The organism is Priestia sp. JNUCC 25, from assembly GCF_053667915.1.
Map to the genome: position 1 here is coordinate 4,618,555 of NZ_CM132211.1, position 18,366 is coordinate 4,636,920.

General features: G+C 38.4%; 17 protein-coding genes. 3 read left to right on the top strand and 14 right to left on the bottom strand.

The window, feature by feature from the left end; translation table 11 throughout:
- Window positions 1-252 precede the first annotated feature (252 nt).
- Window positions 253-1,368: an aminopeptidase gene (locus JNUCC25_RS24205; protein ID WP_013085232.1), complete on the top strand. Its 1,116-nt coding sequence runs from the start codon at window positions 253-255 to the stop codon at window positions 1,366-1,368.
- Window positions 1,369-1,409: 41 nt separating this feature from the next.
- On the opposite strand, the gene murC is transcribed toward JNUCC25_RS24205, so the two are convergent.
- From murC to JNUCC25_RS24245, 8 genes are all read right to left on the bottom strand, one after another.
- Window positions 1,410-2,711 (bottom strand): UDP-N-acetylmuramate--L-alanine ligase, encoded by a 1,302-nt coding sequence (murC, locus tag JNUCC25_RS24210; RefSeq protein WP_013059499.1) that lies wholly within the window; start codon window positions 2,709-2,711, stop codon window positions 1,410-1,412.
- 185 nt (window positions 2,712-2,896) lie between these two features.
- Window positions 2,897-3,550 (bottom strand): hypothetical protein, encoded by a 654-nt coding sequence (locus JNUCC25_RS24215; protein ID WP_013059500.1) that lies wholly within the window; start codon window positions 3,548-3,550, stop codon window positions 2,897-2,899.
- A gap of 339 nt (window positions 3,551-3,889) precedes the next feature.
- Window positions 3,890-7,000 carry a DNA translocase FtsK gene (locus JNUCC25_RS24220; RefSeq protein ID WP_029319968.1) on the bottom strand — a complete coding sequence of 1,037 codons (3,111 nt, stop codon included), beginning with the start codon at window positions 6,998-7,000 and terminating at the stop codon, window positions 3,890-3,892.
- A gap of 429 nt (window positions 7,001-7,429) precedes the next feature.
- Window positions 7,430-8,035 carry a YtpR family tRNA-binding protein gene (gene ytpR / locus JNUCC25_RS24225; RefSeq protein ID WP_013059502.1) on the bottom strand — a complete coding sequence of 202 codons (606 nt, stop codon included), beginning with the start codon at window positions 8,033-8,035 and terminating at the stop codon, window positions 7,430-7,432.
- 2 nt (window positions 8,036-8,037) lie between these two features.
- A complete protein-coding gene (locus JNUCC25_RS24230) occupies window positions 8,038-8,841 on the bottom strand; it encodes a DUF1444 domain-containing protein (RefSeq protein WP_013059503.1) in 804 nt (267 codons plus the stop codon).
- An 81-nt stretch (window positions 8,842-8,922) separates the two neighbouring features.
- The gene (locus tag JNUCC25_RS24235) at window positions 8,923-9,240 is read right to left on the bottom strand and encodes a thioredoxin family protein (protein WP_013059504.1); all 318 of its coding nucleotides are present in this window, start codon (window positions 9,238-9,240) and stop codon (window positions 8,923-8,925) included.
- Between the two features lie 152 nt (window positions 9,241-9,392).
- The gene (locus JNUCC25_RS24240; protein WP_013059505.1) at window positions 9,393-9,917 is read right to left on the bottom strand and encodes a DUF84 family protein; all 525 of its coding nucleotides are present in this window, start codon (window positions 9,915-9,917) and stop codon (window positions 9,393-9,395) included.
- Window positions 9,918-9,975: 58 nt separating this feature from the next.
- Entirely contained in the window at window positions 9,976-11,049 is a 1,074-nt protein-coding gene (locus JNUCC25_RS24245) for a M42 family metallopeptidase (protein ID WP_013059506.1), read from the bottom strand.
- Between the two features lie 152 nt (window positions 11,050-11,201).
- Between JNUCC25_RS24245 and JNUCC25_RS24250 the strand changes: the two genes are divergently transcribed.
- Entirely contained in the window at window positions 11,202-11,513 is a 312-nt protein-coding gene (locus JNUCC25_RS24250) for a PepSY domain-containing protein (RefSeq protein WP_013059507.1), read from the top strand.
- On the opposite strand, the gene JNUCC25_RS24255 is transcribed toward JNUCC25_RS24250, so the two are convergent.
- Together JNUCC25_RS24255 and trmB are read right to left on the bottom strand one after the other, a co-directional pair.
- Window positions 11,482-12,339: a YtnP family quorum-quenching lactonase gene (locus tag JNUCC25_RS24255; RefSeq protein WP_013059508.1), complete on the bottom strand. Its 858-nt coding sequence runs from the start codon at window positions 12,337-12,339 to the stop codon at window positions 11,482-11,484. The genes JNUCC25_RS24250 and JNUCC25_RS24255 overlap by 32 nt on opposite strands.
- Before the next feature lie 75 nt (window positions 12,340-12,414).
- Window positions 12,415-13,065 carry a tRNA (guanosine(46)-N7)-methyltransferase TrmB gene (trmB, locus tag JNUCC25_RS24260; RefSeq protein ID WP_013059509.1) on the bottom strand — a complete coding sequence of 217 codons (651 nt, stop codon included), beginning with the start codon at window positions 13,063-13,065 and terminating at the stop codon, window positions 12,415-12,417.
- A 127-nt stretch (window positions 13,066-13,192) separates the two neighbouring features.
- On the opposite strand from trmB, the gene JNUCC25_RS24265 reads away from it, so the two are divergent.
- Window positions 13,193-13,471 carry a YtzH-like family protein gene (locus tag JNUCC25_RS24265; protein WP_013059510.1) on the top strand — a complete coding sequence of 93 codons (279 nt, stop codon included), beginning with the start codon at window positions 13,193-13,195 and terminating at the stop codon, window positions 13,469-13,471.
- A 6-nt stretch (window positions 13,472-13,477) separates the two neighbouring features.
- Here JNUCC25_RS24265 and JNUCC25_RS24270 read toward each other — a convergent pair whose 3' ends face one another.
- The 4 genes from JNUCC25_RS24270 to thpR all read right to left on the bottom strand — a co-directional run bounded on the left by JNUCC25_RS24270 (window position 13,478) and on the right by thpR (window position 18,314).
- Window positions 13,478-14,302 (bottom strand): phosphotransferase family protein, encoded by an 825-nt coding sequence (locus tag JNUCC25_RS24270; protein ID WP_223269002.1) that lies wholly within the window; start codon window positions 14,300-14,302, stop codon window positions 13,478-13,480.
- Between the two features lie 161 nt (window positions 14,303-14,463).
- On the bottom strand, window positions 14,464-16,605 hold the full coding sequence (gene pulA, locus JNUCC25_RS24275; RefSeq protein ID WP_029319959.1) for a type I pullulanase: 2,142 nt from the start codon (window positions 16,603-16,605) through the stop codon (window positions 14,464-14,466).
- A gap of 92 nt (window positions 16,606-16,697) precedes the next feature.
- Complete coding sequence (locus JNUCC25_RS24280) at window positions 16,698-17,624, bottom strand: hypothetical protein (protein ID WP_029319957.1); 927 nt, start codon at window positions 17,622-17,624, stop codon at window positions 16,698-16,700.
- Window positions 17,625-17,759: 135 nt separating this feature from the next.
- Window positions 17,760-18,314, bottom strand: coding sequence for an RNA 2',3'-cyclic phosphodiesterase (thpR, locus tag JNUCC25_RS24285; RefSeq protein ID WP_029319955.1), 555 nt, complete (start codon window positions 18,312-18,314; stop codon window positions 17,760-17,762).
- Window positions 18,315-18,366 lie beyond the last annotated feature (52 nt).

Sequence of the window (18,366 nt, forward strand, 5' to 3'; positions counted from 1 at the left end):
CTTGTTATAACTACTTTCCCAATTTTATAAACAATTAAACCTTCTATTCCCTATAGACTCTTTAACTTTACCATATTCTCTCTGCCTTTATTCAGAAAAAGGGAAGATTGTTACATTATTTCGCGATATATGAGTTATTTCCCTTCCTAAAGAAAAAAAGGATTTTAAAGCATAAAAACAAACAAAATAAGCTCAGTGGGGTACAATAGAAAGTGAATCACCAATCATTGTTATTTTAAGGAGGCACTATTTATGAAAGACCCTAGAATTGCGACATTAGCTAAAAATTTAATTAATTATTCTGTTCGCCTTCAAAAAGGAGAAAAAGTATTAATCGAAAACTTTGGACTTCAGCGCGAACTTGTGACAGCACTTGTAGATGAAGCGTACAAGGCGGGTGGCTATCCATTTGTACTGCTAAAAGATCATTCGGTAGACCGCGCTCTTTTAAACGGTGCACAAGAAGAGCAGTTCAATATGATGGCAGACTTCGAAGCAAATGTGATGAAAGAAATGAATGCTTATATTGGCTTGCGTTCTGGTTCAAACATTTTTGAACAATCAGATGTTCCGGCAGATAAAATGAAAATCCAAGGAAATACGATCGGTAAAAAAGTACATAGAGAAATTCGCGTTCCAAAAACAAAATGGGTTGTTCTTCGCTATCCAAACGATTCAATGGCGCAGCTTGCTAAAATGAGTACAGAAGCATTTGAAGATTTTTATTTTGATGTATGTAACTTAGACTATGGCAAAATGAGCAAAGCGATGGATGCTTTAGTTGAGCTCATGAACCGTACGGACAAAGTGCGTTTAACAGGTGAGAATACAGACTTAACGTTCTCTATTAAAGATATTCCTGCAGTGAAGTGTGCCGGGGAAATGAATATTCCGGACGGTGAAGTATACACGGCTCCTGTACGTGATTCTGTAAACGGAACAATTTCTTACAACACTCCTTCTAACTATCAAGGCTTTACGTTTGAGAATGTATCCTTAACATTTAAAAACGGTAAGATTGTTGAAGCAACCGCTAATGATACAGAACGCATCAACGGCATTTTTGATACGGATGAAGGCGCACGTTTTGTTGGCGAATTTGCGATTGGCGTAAATCCATATATTCAACATCCAATGCAAGACATTTTATTTGATGAAAAAATTGACGGAAGTTTCCACTTCACTCCTGGCGAGTGCTACGAAGATGCGTATAATGGAAATAAGTCAAATATCCACTGGGATATGGTGATGATTCAGCGCCCAGAATACGGCGGCGGTGAGATTTATTTCGATGACGTGTTAATTCGTAAAGACGGGCTATTTGTCATTGAGGAATTAAAAGCGTTAAATCCTGAAAATTTAAAATGAGTTTTGAAATAAAAAAAGGCACTCTCCTGAGTGCCTTTTTTTTATGATACGGTTTGCTGATATAGTTTTTCAAACTTTTGAATGTCTCCAGCACCCATAAATACTAATACAGCTTCATTATGGTCTTTTAACGATTCAATTGTTTCTTCATTAATTAATTCAGCTCCGCTGATTTTGCTTCGTAAATCTTCAATTGATAATTTACCTTGATGCTCACGAGCTGATCCAAAAATGTCACATAGATATACTTTATCAGCGTGCTGTAAGCTTGCTGCAAAATCCTCTAAGAACGTTTGTGTACGCGTAAAAGTATGCGGTTGGAAAACAGCCACAACTTCACGGTTTGGATACTTTTGACGAGCAGCTGAAATCGTTGCATTAATTTCCGTTGGATGGTGTGCATAATCATCGATTAGCACTTGTTTGCCAACGTTCTTTTCACTGAAACGACGCTTTACACCTTGATATGTTTTAAAACGCTCTTGCAGCACAGCAACGTCAATTTCTTCATAATGACAAAGTGCAATAACAGAAAGTGCATTTAAGATGTTATGGTCGCCATACCCTGGAATTTCAAATGATGCGTGGAATGTATTACGAACGAACACATCAAATGTTGTGCCTGTTGTGCTTTTTACGATATTACGTGCTTGGAAATCATTTTCTTCGCCTAATCCGTAATAAAGAACAGGTACCTTCGCTTGAATTTGCTGCAGATGTTCATCGTCACCACAGGCAATAATTCCTTTTTTGACTTGAAGTGCCATCTCTTGGAACGCGCTGAATACATCGTCGATATTGGCAAAATAATCAGGGTGATCAAAATCAATATTCGTCATAATTGCATAGTCTGGCGTATAAGATAAGAAGTGGCGGCGATATTCACATGCCTCAAACGCAAAATACTTGCTGTCTTTTACACCTTTACCCGTACCGTCTCCGATTAAATATGAAGTAGGTTCAGCTCCTTGAATCACATGCGCTAACATACCCGTTGTGGATGTTTTTCCGTGTGCTCCTGTTACGGCTACACTCGTATACTGTTTCATAAAGTCACCTAAGAAACGGTGATAGCGTACAAGCTTGACTCCTTCTTTTGAAGCTGCTTCTGCAATTTCTTCATGCGTATCAGGAAAAGCATTTCCTGCGATTACAGTCATGCCGTCTTTAATATTATTTTTATCAAATGGTAAAACAGGAATTCCCTGCTGTTCTAGTGCTTTTTGCGTAAAAATTTCTTTTTCAATATCCGATCCTTGAACTTGAAAGCCCATATCGTTTAGGATTTGCGCAAGCGCACTCATTCCTGTTCCTTTAATACCTACAAAATGGTAAACTGTCATATAAAGAACCTCCAACATTCGTCTATCTGTAAGACAGTATATGACGGTTATCTAGAATTGCTCTTACAAACGTATATAAATGTCGTTTGATTGCTGATTTCACGATAACATTCGTACATTATATCACTTCTTATAACATAACTCCATGACTCCATTTCTACTCTCTTGCCTTGCGAAACGGCCTTTTATTTTGGCTTCATCACATAGTATATAGCCTGCTGTTTTAAAAACGAGCGCCATGTCATTGCATTTTTTTTGTCATTATATTGCGTTACTAACTGTTCAATGCGTTGTTTATGTCCTAAAAAGAAAGAGTCAATTAACACGTCATATCCGATTGATTTTATTTTCCGAATCCAAATTACTTGTTGTTCCTCTAAATTTGCAAATCTTCCTCTTACATCTTTGATGATAACCTGCTCATTTGTCAATGGGGTATATCCTTTTAAGAAAAACGAATTAGGTACTTTAGACACAATAATTGGCTCTAGTACACTCGTCAAAAAAAAGGCTCCTTGAATCAAAAACGACTCTGTTTTCTGCTTCGCCTGATCAGCTAAAAAAAGCTGCAGCAGGGTTTTCCCCTGAATGGTTACATATTCAAATGCAAACCACTGAAAAAATAATTGTTCATGGGAATCAGACAGAGGCGCCTCATGAGGCAAGTTTACTAACTCTTTAAATAAATGTGAAGCCCGCACTTTTTCTCGTATATTCGTATAGCGGTTCACAAAAAAGAAATATTGATTGTAAAAGTCGCAAATAGCATTATCAGACTGAAGCTGCTTTTGTTCACGAATTTCATTAAAGTTAATCAGTTCATGATTTTCTTCTGTCATTACTCTTCACTCGTACTCTAATTATTTTAGTTTGTCCTCTTTATACGCCTTCAGCTCATATGTTTCTGCTGGTGAGAAATGATAGCAAACTATCACATGCTAAAAAAGCAAAACACACATTATCCTTACATATAGTAAATCATTTTACTAGTTCTGACAAACCTTTTCCTTTTTTTCTTGATGGATTTCTTCCAAAATCTCTACTCAAATTCTGTATAAACGAACTTAAAGCAGAAAAACAAGAGGCCACGGATACAGTGACAGAGCGTTAGCTCACACAATGCTGTATTCTGCTGATTTTGCATAGCCTCTTTTTTAACCTACATGTAGAAAAACAGCTTAAAATGTAGAAGTGGCTGTTTGACTTTCCATTTCCTGAAGCTCGTTTTCGGTAATGAGCACATCTCTCGGCTTGCTTCCTCTTGCTTCTGAAATAATTCCTTGCTGCTCCATCATATCAATTAGGCGCGCTGCGCGATTGTACCCCATTCTGAAGCGTCTTTGCAGACTGGAAGTAGATGCACCGCCTTGATCTAGCACAAACTCGCATGCTTCATAGAAAAGCTCATCTTCTTCATTTGAAGCAAAGCTTTGCTGCTTTTTCAACAAATCTTCTTGATCAAATAAGTATGTTGGCTTCATTTGTTTTTTGACATGATCTACAACGCGGTCAATTTCTTCATCTGAAACAAAGTTCCCTTGAATTCGAACGCTTTTAGAAGAGCCGTTTTCAAGAAGCAGCATATCACCTTTACCTAGTAGCTTCTCTGCTCCCCCTGTGTCGATAATTGTACGTGAATCAACTTGCGAAGAAACAGAAAATGCAATACGCGTTGGCACATTCGCTTTAATTAAGCCTGTAATCACATCTACGGAAGGACGCTGCGTTGCAAGCAATAAGTGAATGCCACATGCTCTTGCCTTTTGTGCAATACGGCAAATAGCTTCCTCTACTTCCCCAGGAGATACCATCATTAAGTCGGCAAGTTCATCAATAATAATAACTAGATATGGCAGCTCCCCGCTTTTTTCATTATGTTCTTTTACACGTTCGTTGTATTTTGTAATATCACGTACGCCCGCATGTGCAAACAATTCATAACGGCGCTCCATTTCCTCTACTGCCCATTTTAAAGCTGTAGTAGCTGCTTTAGCATCCGTGATAACCGGGCTGACTAAATGCGGAATACCGTTGTAAGGAGCTAGCTCAACCATTTTAGGGTCAATTAACATAAGCTTGACTTCGTGCGGCGCAGCTTTATAAAGCAAGCTGACGATAATAGTATTAATACACACGCTTTTACCAGACCCTGTCGCTCCGGCAATCAAACCGTGAGGCATTTTATTCAAGTCAGTCACAACCGGCGTTCCTGAAATATCTAACCCTAACGCCACCGTTAAAGGAGAGTTATCTTTTCTAAAAGAAGGATGCCTCAAAATTTCACGAATTAACACCGGCTTACTTTGACGATTTGGCACTTCAATTCCAATCGTATTTTTCCCTGGAATTGGCGCTTCAATTCGGATATCACGCGCGGCTAGGCTCAGTTTAATATCATCTGTTAAATTCGTAATTTTGTTCACTTTCACACCGGGTTCAGGATGTACTTCAAATCTGGTCACGGTAGGACCTTGCGTGACGTTTACGACCTTAGCTCGAACGTTAAAGTTTTTTAATGTCATATCCAAAAGCTCACGCTGCTCATCCGCCCATTGATTATCTTCTTCAATAGCAGCTGGAGGAATGTTAAGCAAGTTCATTCCAGGAAATGCATAAGGAGAAGAAGCCTTTACATTTACAGGTTCTTCAGCTTTTAACGAAGCCTGTGGAACCGCTTCTTTGGTTTTTTCACCGTGAACTTCTTCTTGCCTACTTACTTCCGTTTTTTTTTGCAGAGCTTCTGCCTCCTGCCTTTGGTATGAACCTTGAGACGGCTGACTTTTTTCTCGAGCGCTGTTATCCATCTTTGTGCGGTCTTTTTTCAGCATCATCACGTTAAAAGGCACTAATCGCTTACCGCGAGCTCGTTCAGCATTTCCTGGCTGTTCTGCAGGTACAAGAGGTTCTACAGCTGACTCTTGCTGTACTTGTTCTTGTAACTCTTGACTTTCCTGCATACTGCTCTCTTCCTCTTTTATCACCGAATTTTCAAGCTCTTGGTGAACAACAGCCGATGCCGCTTCTGGTTGCCATTCATCAGCTGCGGGTTGCGATGAATTTAAACTTTCAGAATTCAGCTCATGTTCTGCTTCCATATGAACACTGTTTGCTGGCTCTTCTAGAATGACGTCACTTTCTTTCTCAGCAGCTGGAGCTTCTTCTTTCTTTCTAGGCTTTAGTGCTTCTACTTCTACTTCTTCTGCTGCTTGTAAAAACACTGCGCTTCCGTCCATCAACGTTTCTGCTTCTACTTCTTCAGTCTCATTTCCTATCTCTTGTTGGAGAGAAACTGATGATTCAGACGGGCGCGGTTCCTCTGAAATTGTAACTTCTTCGGCCGCTGTCATACCTTTCGCTAAATCCCAGTCAAGAGTTCTCTCTTGTCCCACTAACGGTTCGACCGCGTGTGATTCTTCAAAAGTTGGCACCTCTTCCTGTTCTTTTACGGCTACTGAAGAACTTGGCTTTTCTTCAGGAAATGATAGCTTCTCTTTTTGATTTTCCTCATATTGCTTCCACTGAGCAAAACGCTGAGAAGACAGTTGCATCATTTCTTCTGTTTCTTGAATCGGTGCTTCTTCGGCTATAGGCTTAGAAACTGGTTTTCTTAACGGCTCTACAACAGCTGTATTCATCGCTCGTCGGTAAATTTCATCTTCAAACGCTGCTTTTGATAACTGTGTACTCGGAAGCTCATATTCTACTACTTCCTCACTTCCATTTTGTACAACATTAGAAGGCCGCTTATTAAACCCATAGACAGGTGAAGGAATTTCAGTCGGACGAAACGGACGTTTTCTTACTTGCGGAACCGCTTCTTTCTTTTCAGATACCGTTTTTAACGGCTGAGATACTGACTTAGGCTGTGTTAGCGCCGACTTGCGAGCAGGCTCTTGATAAAACGGAGCCGGTGCCTTTTTTGCTACAGGCCTTGGTTCATTTTTAGGAACTGCTGCCTTTTTTGCTTCTCCCGTATCATCAATTAAAGGAAAACGAAACGTTCCTTTTGGATATTGATAAGCTACTTTTGTATGAACATCTTGCTGCTCTTCACTGTAACTCCGCTTTTGCGTTCTGGCCGAGTGTGGAACAGAAGGTTTTGGCGCTGCTTTCATCACTGGCTTTTGATGAACTGACTGCATTTGTTTAGGCTTAGGAGCCTTCTTTTTAGGAATTGTTTTTTCTCTATTTAAAGGGTATTCTTCCGTTGTATTTCCATGTTCGTCTACAACGATTTCTTTCACTTCGTATCCTAGTAAATAATCCATTACTTTTCGTACAAAACCCATTTTTATCACTCTTTCTATCAGACTATCTTACTTCGTTTAGCCTCTTATACCGCAGTGCTGCGATATCTACAAAAAGCTATCCATGCATCCTTTATTTACCTTTGGCCTCAAAGTATTCTCTGAGATGGATATATATACTATCTTTTCATTTATCATTCTATCACGTATGCTTGAACTCTTACTATAAAATCTACTATTTTGCTTCCCTTATTTATACAGTAAAATTCCTCTTTGCAAAAATATTTTTTCGCGTCTAGTTAGCACTCATAATTAAACGCGAAAAAAGCCACTAGTATATACTAGTGGCTTTTAATTTTATCAAACCTTTTTAAGAATTGACAATTGCTTTTCAGCAACTGTAACGCTTTGAAATATACGTGTAAAAAAACATCATGCTTTTGCCCTATAAATCAGTATGGCACTCTGCTTTTATGCTTGAAAAGGTTGACCTACTTCATATTTATCTTCAAGTACTAAAATCCCTTTTTCTTGAGGAGCGTTCGGAAGCGCCAGCTCTTTAGCAGAGCAAATCATACCTGAAGAAGGTACACCGCGCAGCTCTGCATCTTTAATGATCATACCACTTGGCATAACCGCTCCTACTTTTGCTACCACGACTTTTTGACCTGCGTCTACATTTGGTGCTCCACACACAATTTGAAGTGTTTCTGTGCCAACATCTACTTTACAGATGTTCAGCTTATCTGCATTTGGATGCTTTTCTTTTTCTTGAACATATCCCACTACAAATTTAGGAGATAAATCCACTTCAAGTTTACCTTCAAAACCGCTTTCGCTAAGTACATGATTTACTTCTTCCACCATTTCTTCTGTTAATTCAAGAGAACCATTTCCCTCTACTTTTAACTTAGAAGAAGCATGAAAGATGTTATAGCCAGCTGTTGTATTTGATTTTTGATCAAATATACGCACAACGTCGCCTTTTGTTTCAAACGTACGATTTTCAATTGCGATATCTTCTAGCTTGACGATTAACGTATCGCCGATACCTTCTTTATTATAAAAAAGATTCATAATTAGTCCCGTCCTTTACTTCGATTTTTTCCTAGAATAAAAATAGGTTCTAGCTCACCGTTTTCGTATAAAAATGAAAGAGCTGTGATGGGTACACGTCCACTTGCAAAAAAGCTCATGGTCATTTGCGCAAGAATATCATAACCCGTTTCGTTTTGGATATCAGCTAGAATCAGCACATCTTGATGAGGTACTGCTACAGCCATTGTGCCCGAAACACTAGAAGCAAAATCTTGCAAAAATGCCTCGTTAAGAATTCGGCTTGCATCGTATCCATCGTTCTGATTTACAAAATAAAAGTCATTGCCTGCTACCGTATCTTTTTTATGTGAAATCGGCAAAGAGCGAAGATTAAATTTAGCCATTTCCCGCACTGCGGATAGATCTAAATCTTCCTTACGAATTAGTTTCTCATCTAATAGACGATATGTATTGCCTAAATCAAGCGCATAATAAATGCGTGTTTCAGCTGTATGTTCATCATAAATCAACGGCACGTCTTCATTCGATTTATCTGGAAAAGACGTTGAGCGAATAACTGGATAAATGCGCTTTTCTTTTCCCGTTACCTGCTGTTCATCGTTCATAACACGAAGAGCTTCTTTTATATAATATACCATTTCATCTAGAGCCGCTTCCTTTTTTTCTTCCCATTTTGCAATTAGCCCAGGTAAAGAAATGGTTACACCTTTTTTCGTTTCCTGATGTTCAACGCGCAGCGTATCTTTTTCACGATCAAATAAAAATGACCAATCCGCACCCGTTAATCGCTCTTCTAGTAGTTTTCTCATCTTTTGACTATTCATTTTCGCCATATTTACGCCTCCTTTTCTCATTTTTATGTATGAAGACTGATAGCTGTAAATCGCTATCAGTCTTCACTTGATTTATGCATTTAAGCCGTTAATAAACTCTTCAATTTCTTCTTTTGTTTTACGATCTTTGCTGACAAAACGCCCTGTTTCTTCTCCGTTGCTGTAACCAACAAAGCTTGGAATTCCAAAGATGCTTAATTCTGCACAAAGATCAATAAAGTCGTCACGATCGACATAGTGAAATGTATACTCGCTATGATTGGCCTCAATTTCTGGAAGCACAGGCTCGATTACTCGGCAATCTGGGCACCAGTCTGCTGAAAACATCATGATATGTTTTCCTTCTTTAATGATTTCTTTGTATTGTTCAATTGTTTGCATTTTTTCCATTTTTCTTCCTCCACTTTTTCTTTGACTTTCGTATTTAAACGGCTAAAGCCCTATACATTATTTAATCCTTCTACATCAAAACATAGTATATGAGTTGTTGCAACTATCATACACTGATGCTTTTCTATTATAAAGGGTTACAAAGAAATTTCCTATTGAACAGCTTGATTTGTCCTAAAATCCAGCTGTCCTTTTAGCATTAAAACAACCTGATAAAACATAGCGGTCCGATCTAAATTTCCATTGGTGAAAATACCGATTGCTCCTTCTTTTTTTCGAATATTCTTTTGGTTTGTATACACTTCCATAGCTTCGGCTAATTCTTTTTTATCATGACGAAGCATGCCGGCTACCGCTTCAGGAAGCCGAATACGAGCTCCTCCACCTAAAATCGGTTCAAGGTCCTTAGAGGTAACAAGACTTCCCCAATTGCAAAGGAATAAGCCATGAGGTGTTTCCTGCACCCCTCCTTCAAGCCCAATACCAATATCAGCACCTGCCTCTTTGACAGCAGCACGCGCGCGGTTAACCGCTCCTTGGATGGTTTCTTCGTCAGAAAAAGGCTGTGGCGACACCCCAGACTGCACGGCTACCTCTACATATGTAAAAGTATCTCCAAATACTTTTTTTACTGCATTTACTTTTGTTGGATTTTTCGTTCCGATTGCAATTTTCATTTTTTTCTCCTGTCATTATGAAACAAAGCAACCGCAAAAGCAGCTGCTTTGTTCTTTTTTATCCGTTTTGCTTAATCGTATCGAGCGTTGTTTGGTCTGTAGAACGTACAAGTTTGACTAGTAATTCTTTTGCGGCTGCATAGTCATCTACATGAATCATAGACGCATGAGTATGAATATAACGTGAACATACGCCGATTACCGCAGAAGGAACTCCATTATTAGAAGTATGAACGCGCCCTGCATCCGTACCTCCTGGAGAAACAAAGTATTGATAAGGGATGCTGTTTGTCTCAGCTGTATCTAAAATAAATTCTCTCATTCCTCTATGTGTGACCATCGTACGGTCAAAGATACGAAGTAATACGCCTTTTCCTAATTGTCCAAACGCATTTTTATCGCCTGATGTATCGTTAGCTGGACTAGCATCTAGTGCATAAAACAAATCCGGTTTAATCATATTCGCAGCTGATTGAGCACCGCGAAGCCCTACTTCTTCTTGCACAGTAGCTCCAGAATATAAGATATTTGGCAATTTTTCATTTTTTACTTCTTTTAATAATTCAATCGCAAGTCCGCACCCATAGCGGTTATCCCATGCTTTTGCCAGTATTTTCTTTTCATTTGCCATTGGCGTAAACGGACAAATCGGTACAATTTGATCGCCAGGACGAATGCCCATTTCTGCTACTTCCTGCTTGCTATCTGCGCCCACATCAATCATCATATTTTTAATGGCCATTGGCTTGTTGCGCTGTGATTCGTCTAATAAATGGGGAGGGATAGAAGCAATTACGCCGGTGATAGGACCTTTTTTAGTAACAACATGGACGCGTTGAGCTAGCAGTACTTGACTCCACCATCCTCCTAGAGTTTGAAAACGAAGCATTCCTTTATCTGTTACAGACGTAACCATAAATCCTACTTCGTCCATATGTCCTGCTACCATTACTTTAGGACCTTTTTCTTCATTATAGCGCACGCCGAATAAACTTCCTAACCCATCTTGAATGACTTCATCTACAAGGGGTTCAATTTGCGAGCGCATAAATGAACGTACTTGATGTTCGTTTCCAGCGGCACCTGGTAACTCCGTTAATGTTTTAAATAGAGATAGCGTTTCATTGTTCATATATACTCTCCTTTATGTATCATTTTCTTTATTGTATCGAAAACCGGAAATAGTTGCTAGTTCTGTCCTTCTCTTCTATAACTCAACTTAACAAAGCATTCGACAATTTGATATAATGATGAAAACATATCCTTAAAAAGCAGGTGAATAACGTGAAATGGACTCAACTAATAGCAGGAGCTGCAGTCGGATTTGCAAGCGCTTATATTCTTCAAAAAAGAAAGTCGTCAATTTCCTCATCGGAAGCCCTTACGATTGTTAAAAGCGCTTTTAAACAAAATGGGGCAATCGACGGCTCATGGATTGAAACAACGACTAAAGTCATTCAAAAACATGGTCTCTCTTTTTATGGTTATACAGGTGGAATTATCAGAACACGTGATGCAAAACAGGAACATTACGAGTTTTTCATTGATAAAAAAAGCGGTTCTATTATTGAATTGACGCTGAATGCATCCGTTTAATTTCGTCAACTATTTCTCCTTTATTATCCCATTTTACAGCTCGATAAAAAGCATCATGATAAAAACTTAGCCAAGCTTGATTCTCATAGGCATAAGCTAGCCACTGCTGCTTTTGTTCAATCGAAGTCATTGGATAATCATCATATGCCATTACCCATAAGACATTTTGATGTGCATGTGTTGGCAAAAGATCGCCCATATGCACTAAGATGTCATTGTTTCCTTTTAATACAACTACAGCATGACCATCGCTGTGACCGCCGGTATGATGAGCCGTTACTCCAGGCACAATTTCATCTTTGTCGCTAAATGTTATTACTTGATGCTGAATAAATTCCCAATTTTGTTTCCAATACGTATTTTTAGAACGTATATTAGGATTTCTCATTTCATTCCACTCGATTTCACTAACAAAGATTCTTGCATTTGGAAAAGCAGAGGAAAAATGTCCGTTGCTACATTTTGTTAAGCCTGACACATGATCAAAGTGAAGATGCGTCATAATGACGTGAGTAATATCTTCGCACGTAAACCCTAACTTTTGTAAATCTTCAGCAATAAATGATTCTTCTGTTACACCAAAATGACGCTTTTTTTTCTCATCCAACATGCCATTCCCTATGCCTGCATCAATTAACATGAGGTGTTTTTCAGTTTGAACGAGCAAAGGATCCGTCCTCATTGGAATTCGATTTCCTTCTGAGATAGGATACTTTTTTGTCCAAAGCTCTTTTGGAACAACACCGAACATTGCTCCCCCGTCTAAATGATTATTCCCTCCACGAAGCCATGTCACTTTTAATTCGCCTATTGTTAACGTTTCCATTTTACACCTCCATTATATTCCTTTTTATTTTATCACTATCTCCTTCTCTTTTTGAACAAAAAAAGACTGAGGAACTCAGTCTTTTTCGTTCAGGTATTTTACTTCACAGCGGTAAATGCGGCTGCCTTTTTGTGAAAATTTCTCTTCATATTCCGTCATAACATTGCCTTCAAAATCGCTTTTATGCAAATCTAAGCTAATGTATTTGAGTAAAAGCCCATATTCTGAAAAGCTTGTCAATGAATATTCAAATAGCCCTTGATTATCTGTTTTAAAGTGAATTTCTCCACCATCAACCAGCAGGTTTTCATACATGCTTAAGAACGTTTTGTATGTTAAACGGCGTTTGGCATGTCTCTTTTTTGGCCATGGATCAGAGAAATTGAGATAAACGCGATCCACGTCATTTTTTGCAAAAAACTCACTAAGATGGTTAGCATCTACATTCAACAGCTTTAAATTTGGAAGCTCTTCTTCAATCAAACGTTCTAGAGCACTTAAGATGACACTTTCATACATTTCAATTCCAATATAGTTGATATGCGGATTTTGTTTAGCCATCCCTACTAAAAATTGGCCTTTTCCTGTTCCTACTTCAATATGAAGAGGATTTTCGTTCCCAAAAACCTCTTTCCAGTTCCCTTTATACTCTGCTGGGTTTGGAACCACGTATTGGGGATTTTCAGCAATTTTATCTTTTGCCCAAGGTTTGTTTCGTAATCTCATGTTGCACCTCTTTAATGTATTTTGACGCATTGAAAATGTCGGTTATTCGAAACAACCGACATTCTCATGCATAATTGTGTTTAGATAGAAAAAAATAAGAGCATCATACGAGAAAGGATGATGCTTAATGCCTTTAAATGCCGAACACCAAATGAATATATTAAAAGATATTTTATCTAATCATCAAAGTGATTGCTGCGGAACGGTTGCGGAATGTGAACAGGTTGAACGTTTAATTCAATCAATGTTAGCAAAAGGATACGCTAGCACAGACGTACAAGCAACACTACAAAACGTGTATAAATACACGCAAGATGCAAAAAGTGCTGCTCATTTAGACGAACATATTCAAACCAATCAACAAAATTTATCACAATGGGTCCAAGAACTATCTACCTTGTCATAATCTTTGCTACTGTGCTTGAATGTCGTTGACGAGCAACATCCGAAGATATTCAAGCCAGTAATTCATTTCAGAACGTTCATTTTTCGAACGATGCCATTCAATGAATAAAATGGTTTGACTTATCACATACCACTTCATTCTCTTTTTCAAGTTCTCGGTTAGTTCAACCCCATAATGCTCAAGCCATTCTTCCCACTGAGATGGATTGATGTACCAATAAAGCAATAAACCTAAATCAATAGCAGGATCTGCAATCATCGCTCCGTCCCAGTCGATTAAATATAGCTGCGTATTCTCCCCAAGCATCCAGTTATTGTGGTTCACATCACAGTGACACACAACATATTTATCTGTCTGAACGGACGGAAGCTCTGCTTGTAAATAACTGATTCCCTGCTCTACAATACTTTCTTTTTGAAGTCGCTCGTCCACATTCTCTACAATATCGGCTAGCACGTCTTCGGGAAGAAGCGGTGTTTTCCCCAACCTTTTCAACATATCTAATAACTCGTTTGAATGATGAATTTTACTAAGCAATTCTGTCACTCGACTCGAATTCATATCTTTTGGTTTTAATTCTCGACCATCTAGCCAGTGCTGAGCTGTGATCACATCTCCATTTTCCATTCGTCTTGTCCACACGAGCTTCGGTACAATTCCTTCAGCTGACAATACTGCTAAAAAAGGTGATGAATTACGCTTTAAAAAAAGCTTTCGGTCTTGAAATTTTGCAAAATAAGCTTCTCCTGTCGCTCCGCCAGCAGGAGTAATTTCCCATTCGCTTCCTAATATATCTTCCAACCAATTCACCTTCAATTTCAACACACACATTTCGTTTAAAAATTTCACTCAATAAAGCAATCTATTAAGACATCATGACGTTATTTTCTTAGTAAATAAAAAAGACGGCTATTGAGGATATGTATCAATAGCCATCCTTTATAAATATTATCTCCATCACACTTTTTTCGTCAAGTGGTTGAAGACAATAATTACGTTTGAAATAAAATAAGAACGCTAAGCTTTGAAACGTTTATAGCATTATCCTCTATAGTAGGATACCCATTTTTATATACTTTACAATGATCAAGTGCTATTTTCCATGGTCCTTCTGGCAAAACTACTTTTTCTTCCATTAGGCCTTGATTAAAAAACACAATAATATTCTTCCACGGACCGTAAGCCAATACGTTTGATAAGCAATAGCCAATAACGGATTGCGGCGTGTTTAGGAAAGAGACATGCTGCCTAATCGCTGAAGCATCTCCCAAGCGAAATGCACCGTGCTGTTTGCGAATACGAATCAGCTCTTGAACCCAATTCACATCAGGAGAAAATTTGATCCGTCGATTCCAATCAAGTGCATTAATATCATCGGGTGAATTATAGCTGTTCTCTACGCCTTGTTTAGTGCGGTAAAACTCTTGGCCACTATGAAGAAACGGTATGCCTTGCGAAAGAAGTACAATAGCAGTAGCAAGGCGGTGACGACTTCTACGATTGTCTTCGTCTTCTTCTCCGTTTGAATTCGTTAACTTATCCCACAGCGTATGATTATCATGTGATTCAACGTAATTAACTGATTGTGCTGGATTTATAAATAAAGCCCGGTTGTCTTCTTTATCCAGAATGCTCCCCGCTATCACAGATTGCACGGTCTCTTTTTGATGAATATTTCCGCTGATAAAACCTTTTTCATATACATCAAACGTGCTTCCTTTTACAGAATCTCGAAATCGATCATTAAAATAGCCGATTTGAGGCGTTTGGCGGGCATTCGCCATAATTGCTTTTTGATTATAGGGGAGAGGAGTGTTTAAATCCCAGCCTTCGCCAAACACCAAAATAGTAGAATCAATTTCATTTATTTTTTCCCGGATGATGTTCATCGTTTCTATATCTAAAATCCCCATGAGGTCAAAGCGAAACCCATCAACGTCGTACTCTTTTATCCAAAATAATACTGAATCGATAATAAACTTTTGCGCCATTTTCCGTTCAGAAGCAAAATCATTTCCTACTCCCGTACCGTTCGAAGGCATCCCAAACTCATCATGTCGAAAATAATAGCCCGGAACAATTTTTTCAAAAGATGATTCCTCTCGTACAAATACGTGATTATAAACTACATCTATAATAACACGGAATCCCTGTTGATGAAGTGTTGATATTAATTGTTTCACTTCAGCAATACGAGTGGCGGGATTTGAAGGGTCAGCGGAGTAGCTTCCTTCTGGTACATTAAACAACAATGGATTATACCCCCAATTATAAGAAGCATGAGGATTTAATTCATCTACTCCGCCAAAGTCGTTAATAGGAAGAAATTCAAGGTGGGTCACTCCTAGCTCTTTTAAATAATGAAGACCTGTTGTTTTGCCTGGCTGCCCGCTTGATTCAGTAACAGCTAGGTACGTACCTTTTTTTTCTATCCCGCTTGAAGGATGAATAGAAAAATCGCGAACGTGCATTTCGTAAATAACGGCATCCGTTTGCTGAAGAAAAGGTGGCTTTTCATGGAGATGAACATAGGCTGTATGAAGATTTATCAGAACTCCGTATTCACTATTTGCTGTAGCTGCAACGGCATAAGGATCCACCGCTTCATTTGTCCCGCCGTTTACATCTATTAAAAATCGATAATAATACCCTTCTTTATCTAAGGGAAGTTTCTTTTCCCATACGCCTTTTCTTTGACGAGCCATGACGTACAGTTCTTCTTTCCCGCTGTTTGCATGTATTAATTTTAAAACCACTGCTGATGCAGTCGGGGCCCAAATTTTTATCATAATATGATCTGAATAAAATGCTGCACCCAAATCATTTTGATTATAATAAAATCTCTCATCAAACTCTTTGGTTCGTATAACAGCTCCTACCTGCAGCGGAACTTTCTCCCCGTAATTATCACAGATAACGTACGACTGTCCAATTTCTATGCTACCTTCAACCTTGCCTTCATATTTGATAAAACCTTCTAATTCATGTACGTTTTCAATAGAGATGGTCTCATGCATTTGTGTACTTTTAATCACAAAAAAATCAATTTGACCTTCATGATAAGAAGTTGGAACTAAAAGAGTAATACGATCTATTTGATCTAAATAAGCTTGAAACTTATTATCACCAGTCATCCTTTTCTCCTCCTTATGCCAATTACCTCTTTAGTAGCATTATATGTAGCAAACGCAAAAACGAAAGCACTTTCATAGCGTGAATGTTCGTATTATTCACCTGCTTCGAATTCCCGGTCAAAATAAATACTCTGGCTGTGTTCAAGCAATACTTGAGCTGCTTTCATTTGCTTAAACTTTAAAGGTGCTTTAGATTTCCTAAGTTCATAAAACCACTCTTCGTACTTTCTAGCATCTACAAATTCAACCTGATAAGGCTCCGCAGCGTAATCAATGTATCCATTTCTGCTCAGCAATATTTTCTTTACGTTATGTTCAATATCGTGAGTACGATAGATGCTTCGGACAATTTGCTCCGTTCGATTTAACCCAATTAAAGGATTTAATATCTTTTTTTGATCTCTTCCTCTTAACTCTGTCCAAAAATTTTCTTTTGAATACTGAAAAACAGCGCTTTTATATGTTTCTATTAAACAAATACAGAGGGTTTCCGTTGGAGTAACAATAATGATATCTCCTTCTACCGGAGCTTTATTAATCATGAAAACAGGCTTGTACATCACGAGACACGTATCAGGAAAGCGCTGAATAAAATAACGGAGAGCTTCATCATGGTAATATTTACGATCTGCTTGTGAGAACTCAAATAAAGTGGATGTAGCCCATTTCATTTGAAGATCAAATACATTTTCTAAAAACAATATTTTCAAGTCTTCCGCTGTTTGTGGAAGAGTTGTAAACCTCAATAGCTCTTGATTTTCCACGCTATCGCTAGAGAACGCTTCTTCCACTTCACACGTTTCTTTTTTTCTTGTAAACCGCTCTTTTGCTTTTTGCAAAAATGAACGTTGAGCTTTTGTTTCTTCTTGTACAGGCGGTTCATGTAATAGCCCTTCTTCAAATAATTGCTTTACTTTCTTCCAATTATGCCTTTTTAAGTGATTAAACTGAGACGTGTAGTGATAAACGTCTTTTTCATAACGGGAAATATAATCTTGCACCTTAAGTAGCTGCGCCACGTTTACATCAATCCCCTAATTAAAATTCCTCTAAAACTTTGTTCGCCGATGATTTCTCTATTATCATCGGCGTTTTCTTTCCTTTGATAAGAGTGATATTTAAATAACCTCTCTCCATGCTTGTATGTTCATATGCTACTGTGACTGCAAGGAAAAAGATAGTATTTTTTTATATTTAGGTTTGCTAGCAGGATGAACTTCAAAAAGGGCAAACGAACTTACTTGAAACTGTTCTTCAATCGACGTTTGCTTTAACTGTTCTTCCAAAAGTCCGGCTTCCCCTCCCCACTTCTTTGCAATCGTAATATGAGGACGATAAGGACGTTTTTCGTATAAGGCGCTCAGTTCTTCCCATACGGCCTGTATATCCCTTTGCAGATTCATAAGCTTATCATTTGGCCTAAGGCTTACATAAAGTACTCTAGGCTTGTTATACGCACCGAACACATCGTACTGACCTGTCTGCAGCGAAAAACTTGAATGACGGGAGGCTACTTCTTTTAAGCGCGTAATCAGCTTTTCCTTTTTGTCATCTAAAAACCCTAAAAATTGTAGCGTTATATGATAATCGTCAGGGTATGTCCATTGTTTGAAAGGAAAAGGTATTAATTCCTTTGCCCAATTTTCTGCCTGATGTGCAATGGATACAGGCACGTTGATTCCAATAAAATAATGTTTATCGCCTTTCATCAAATCGCTCCTTTTCTTTTTATTATCTTTCCCCAATTGGTTATGTTCAAAA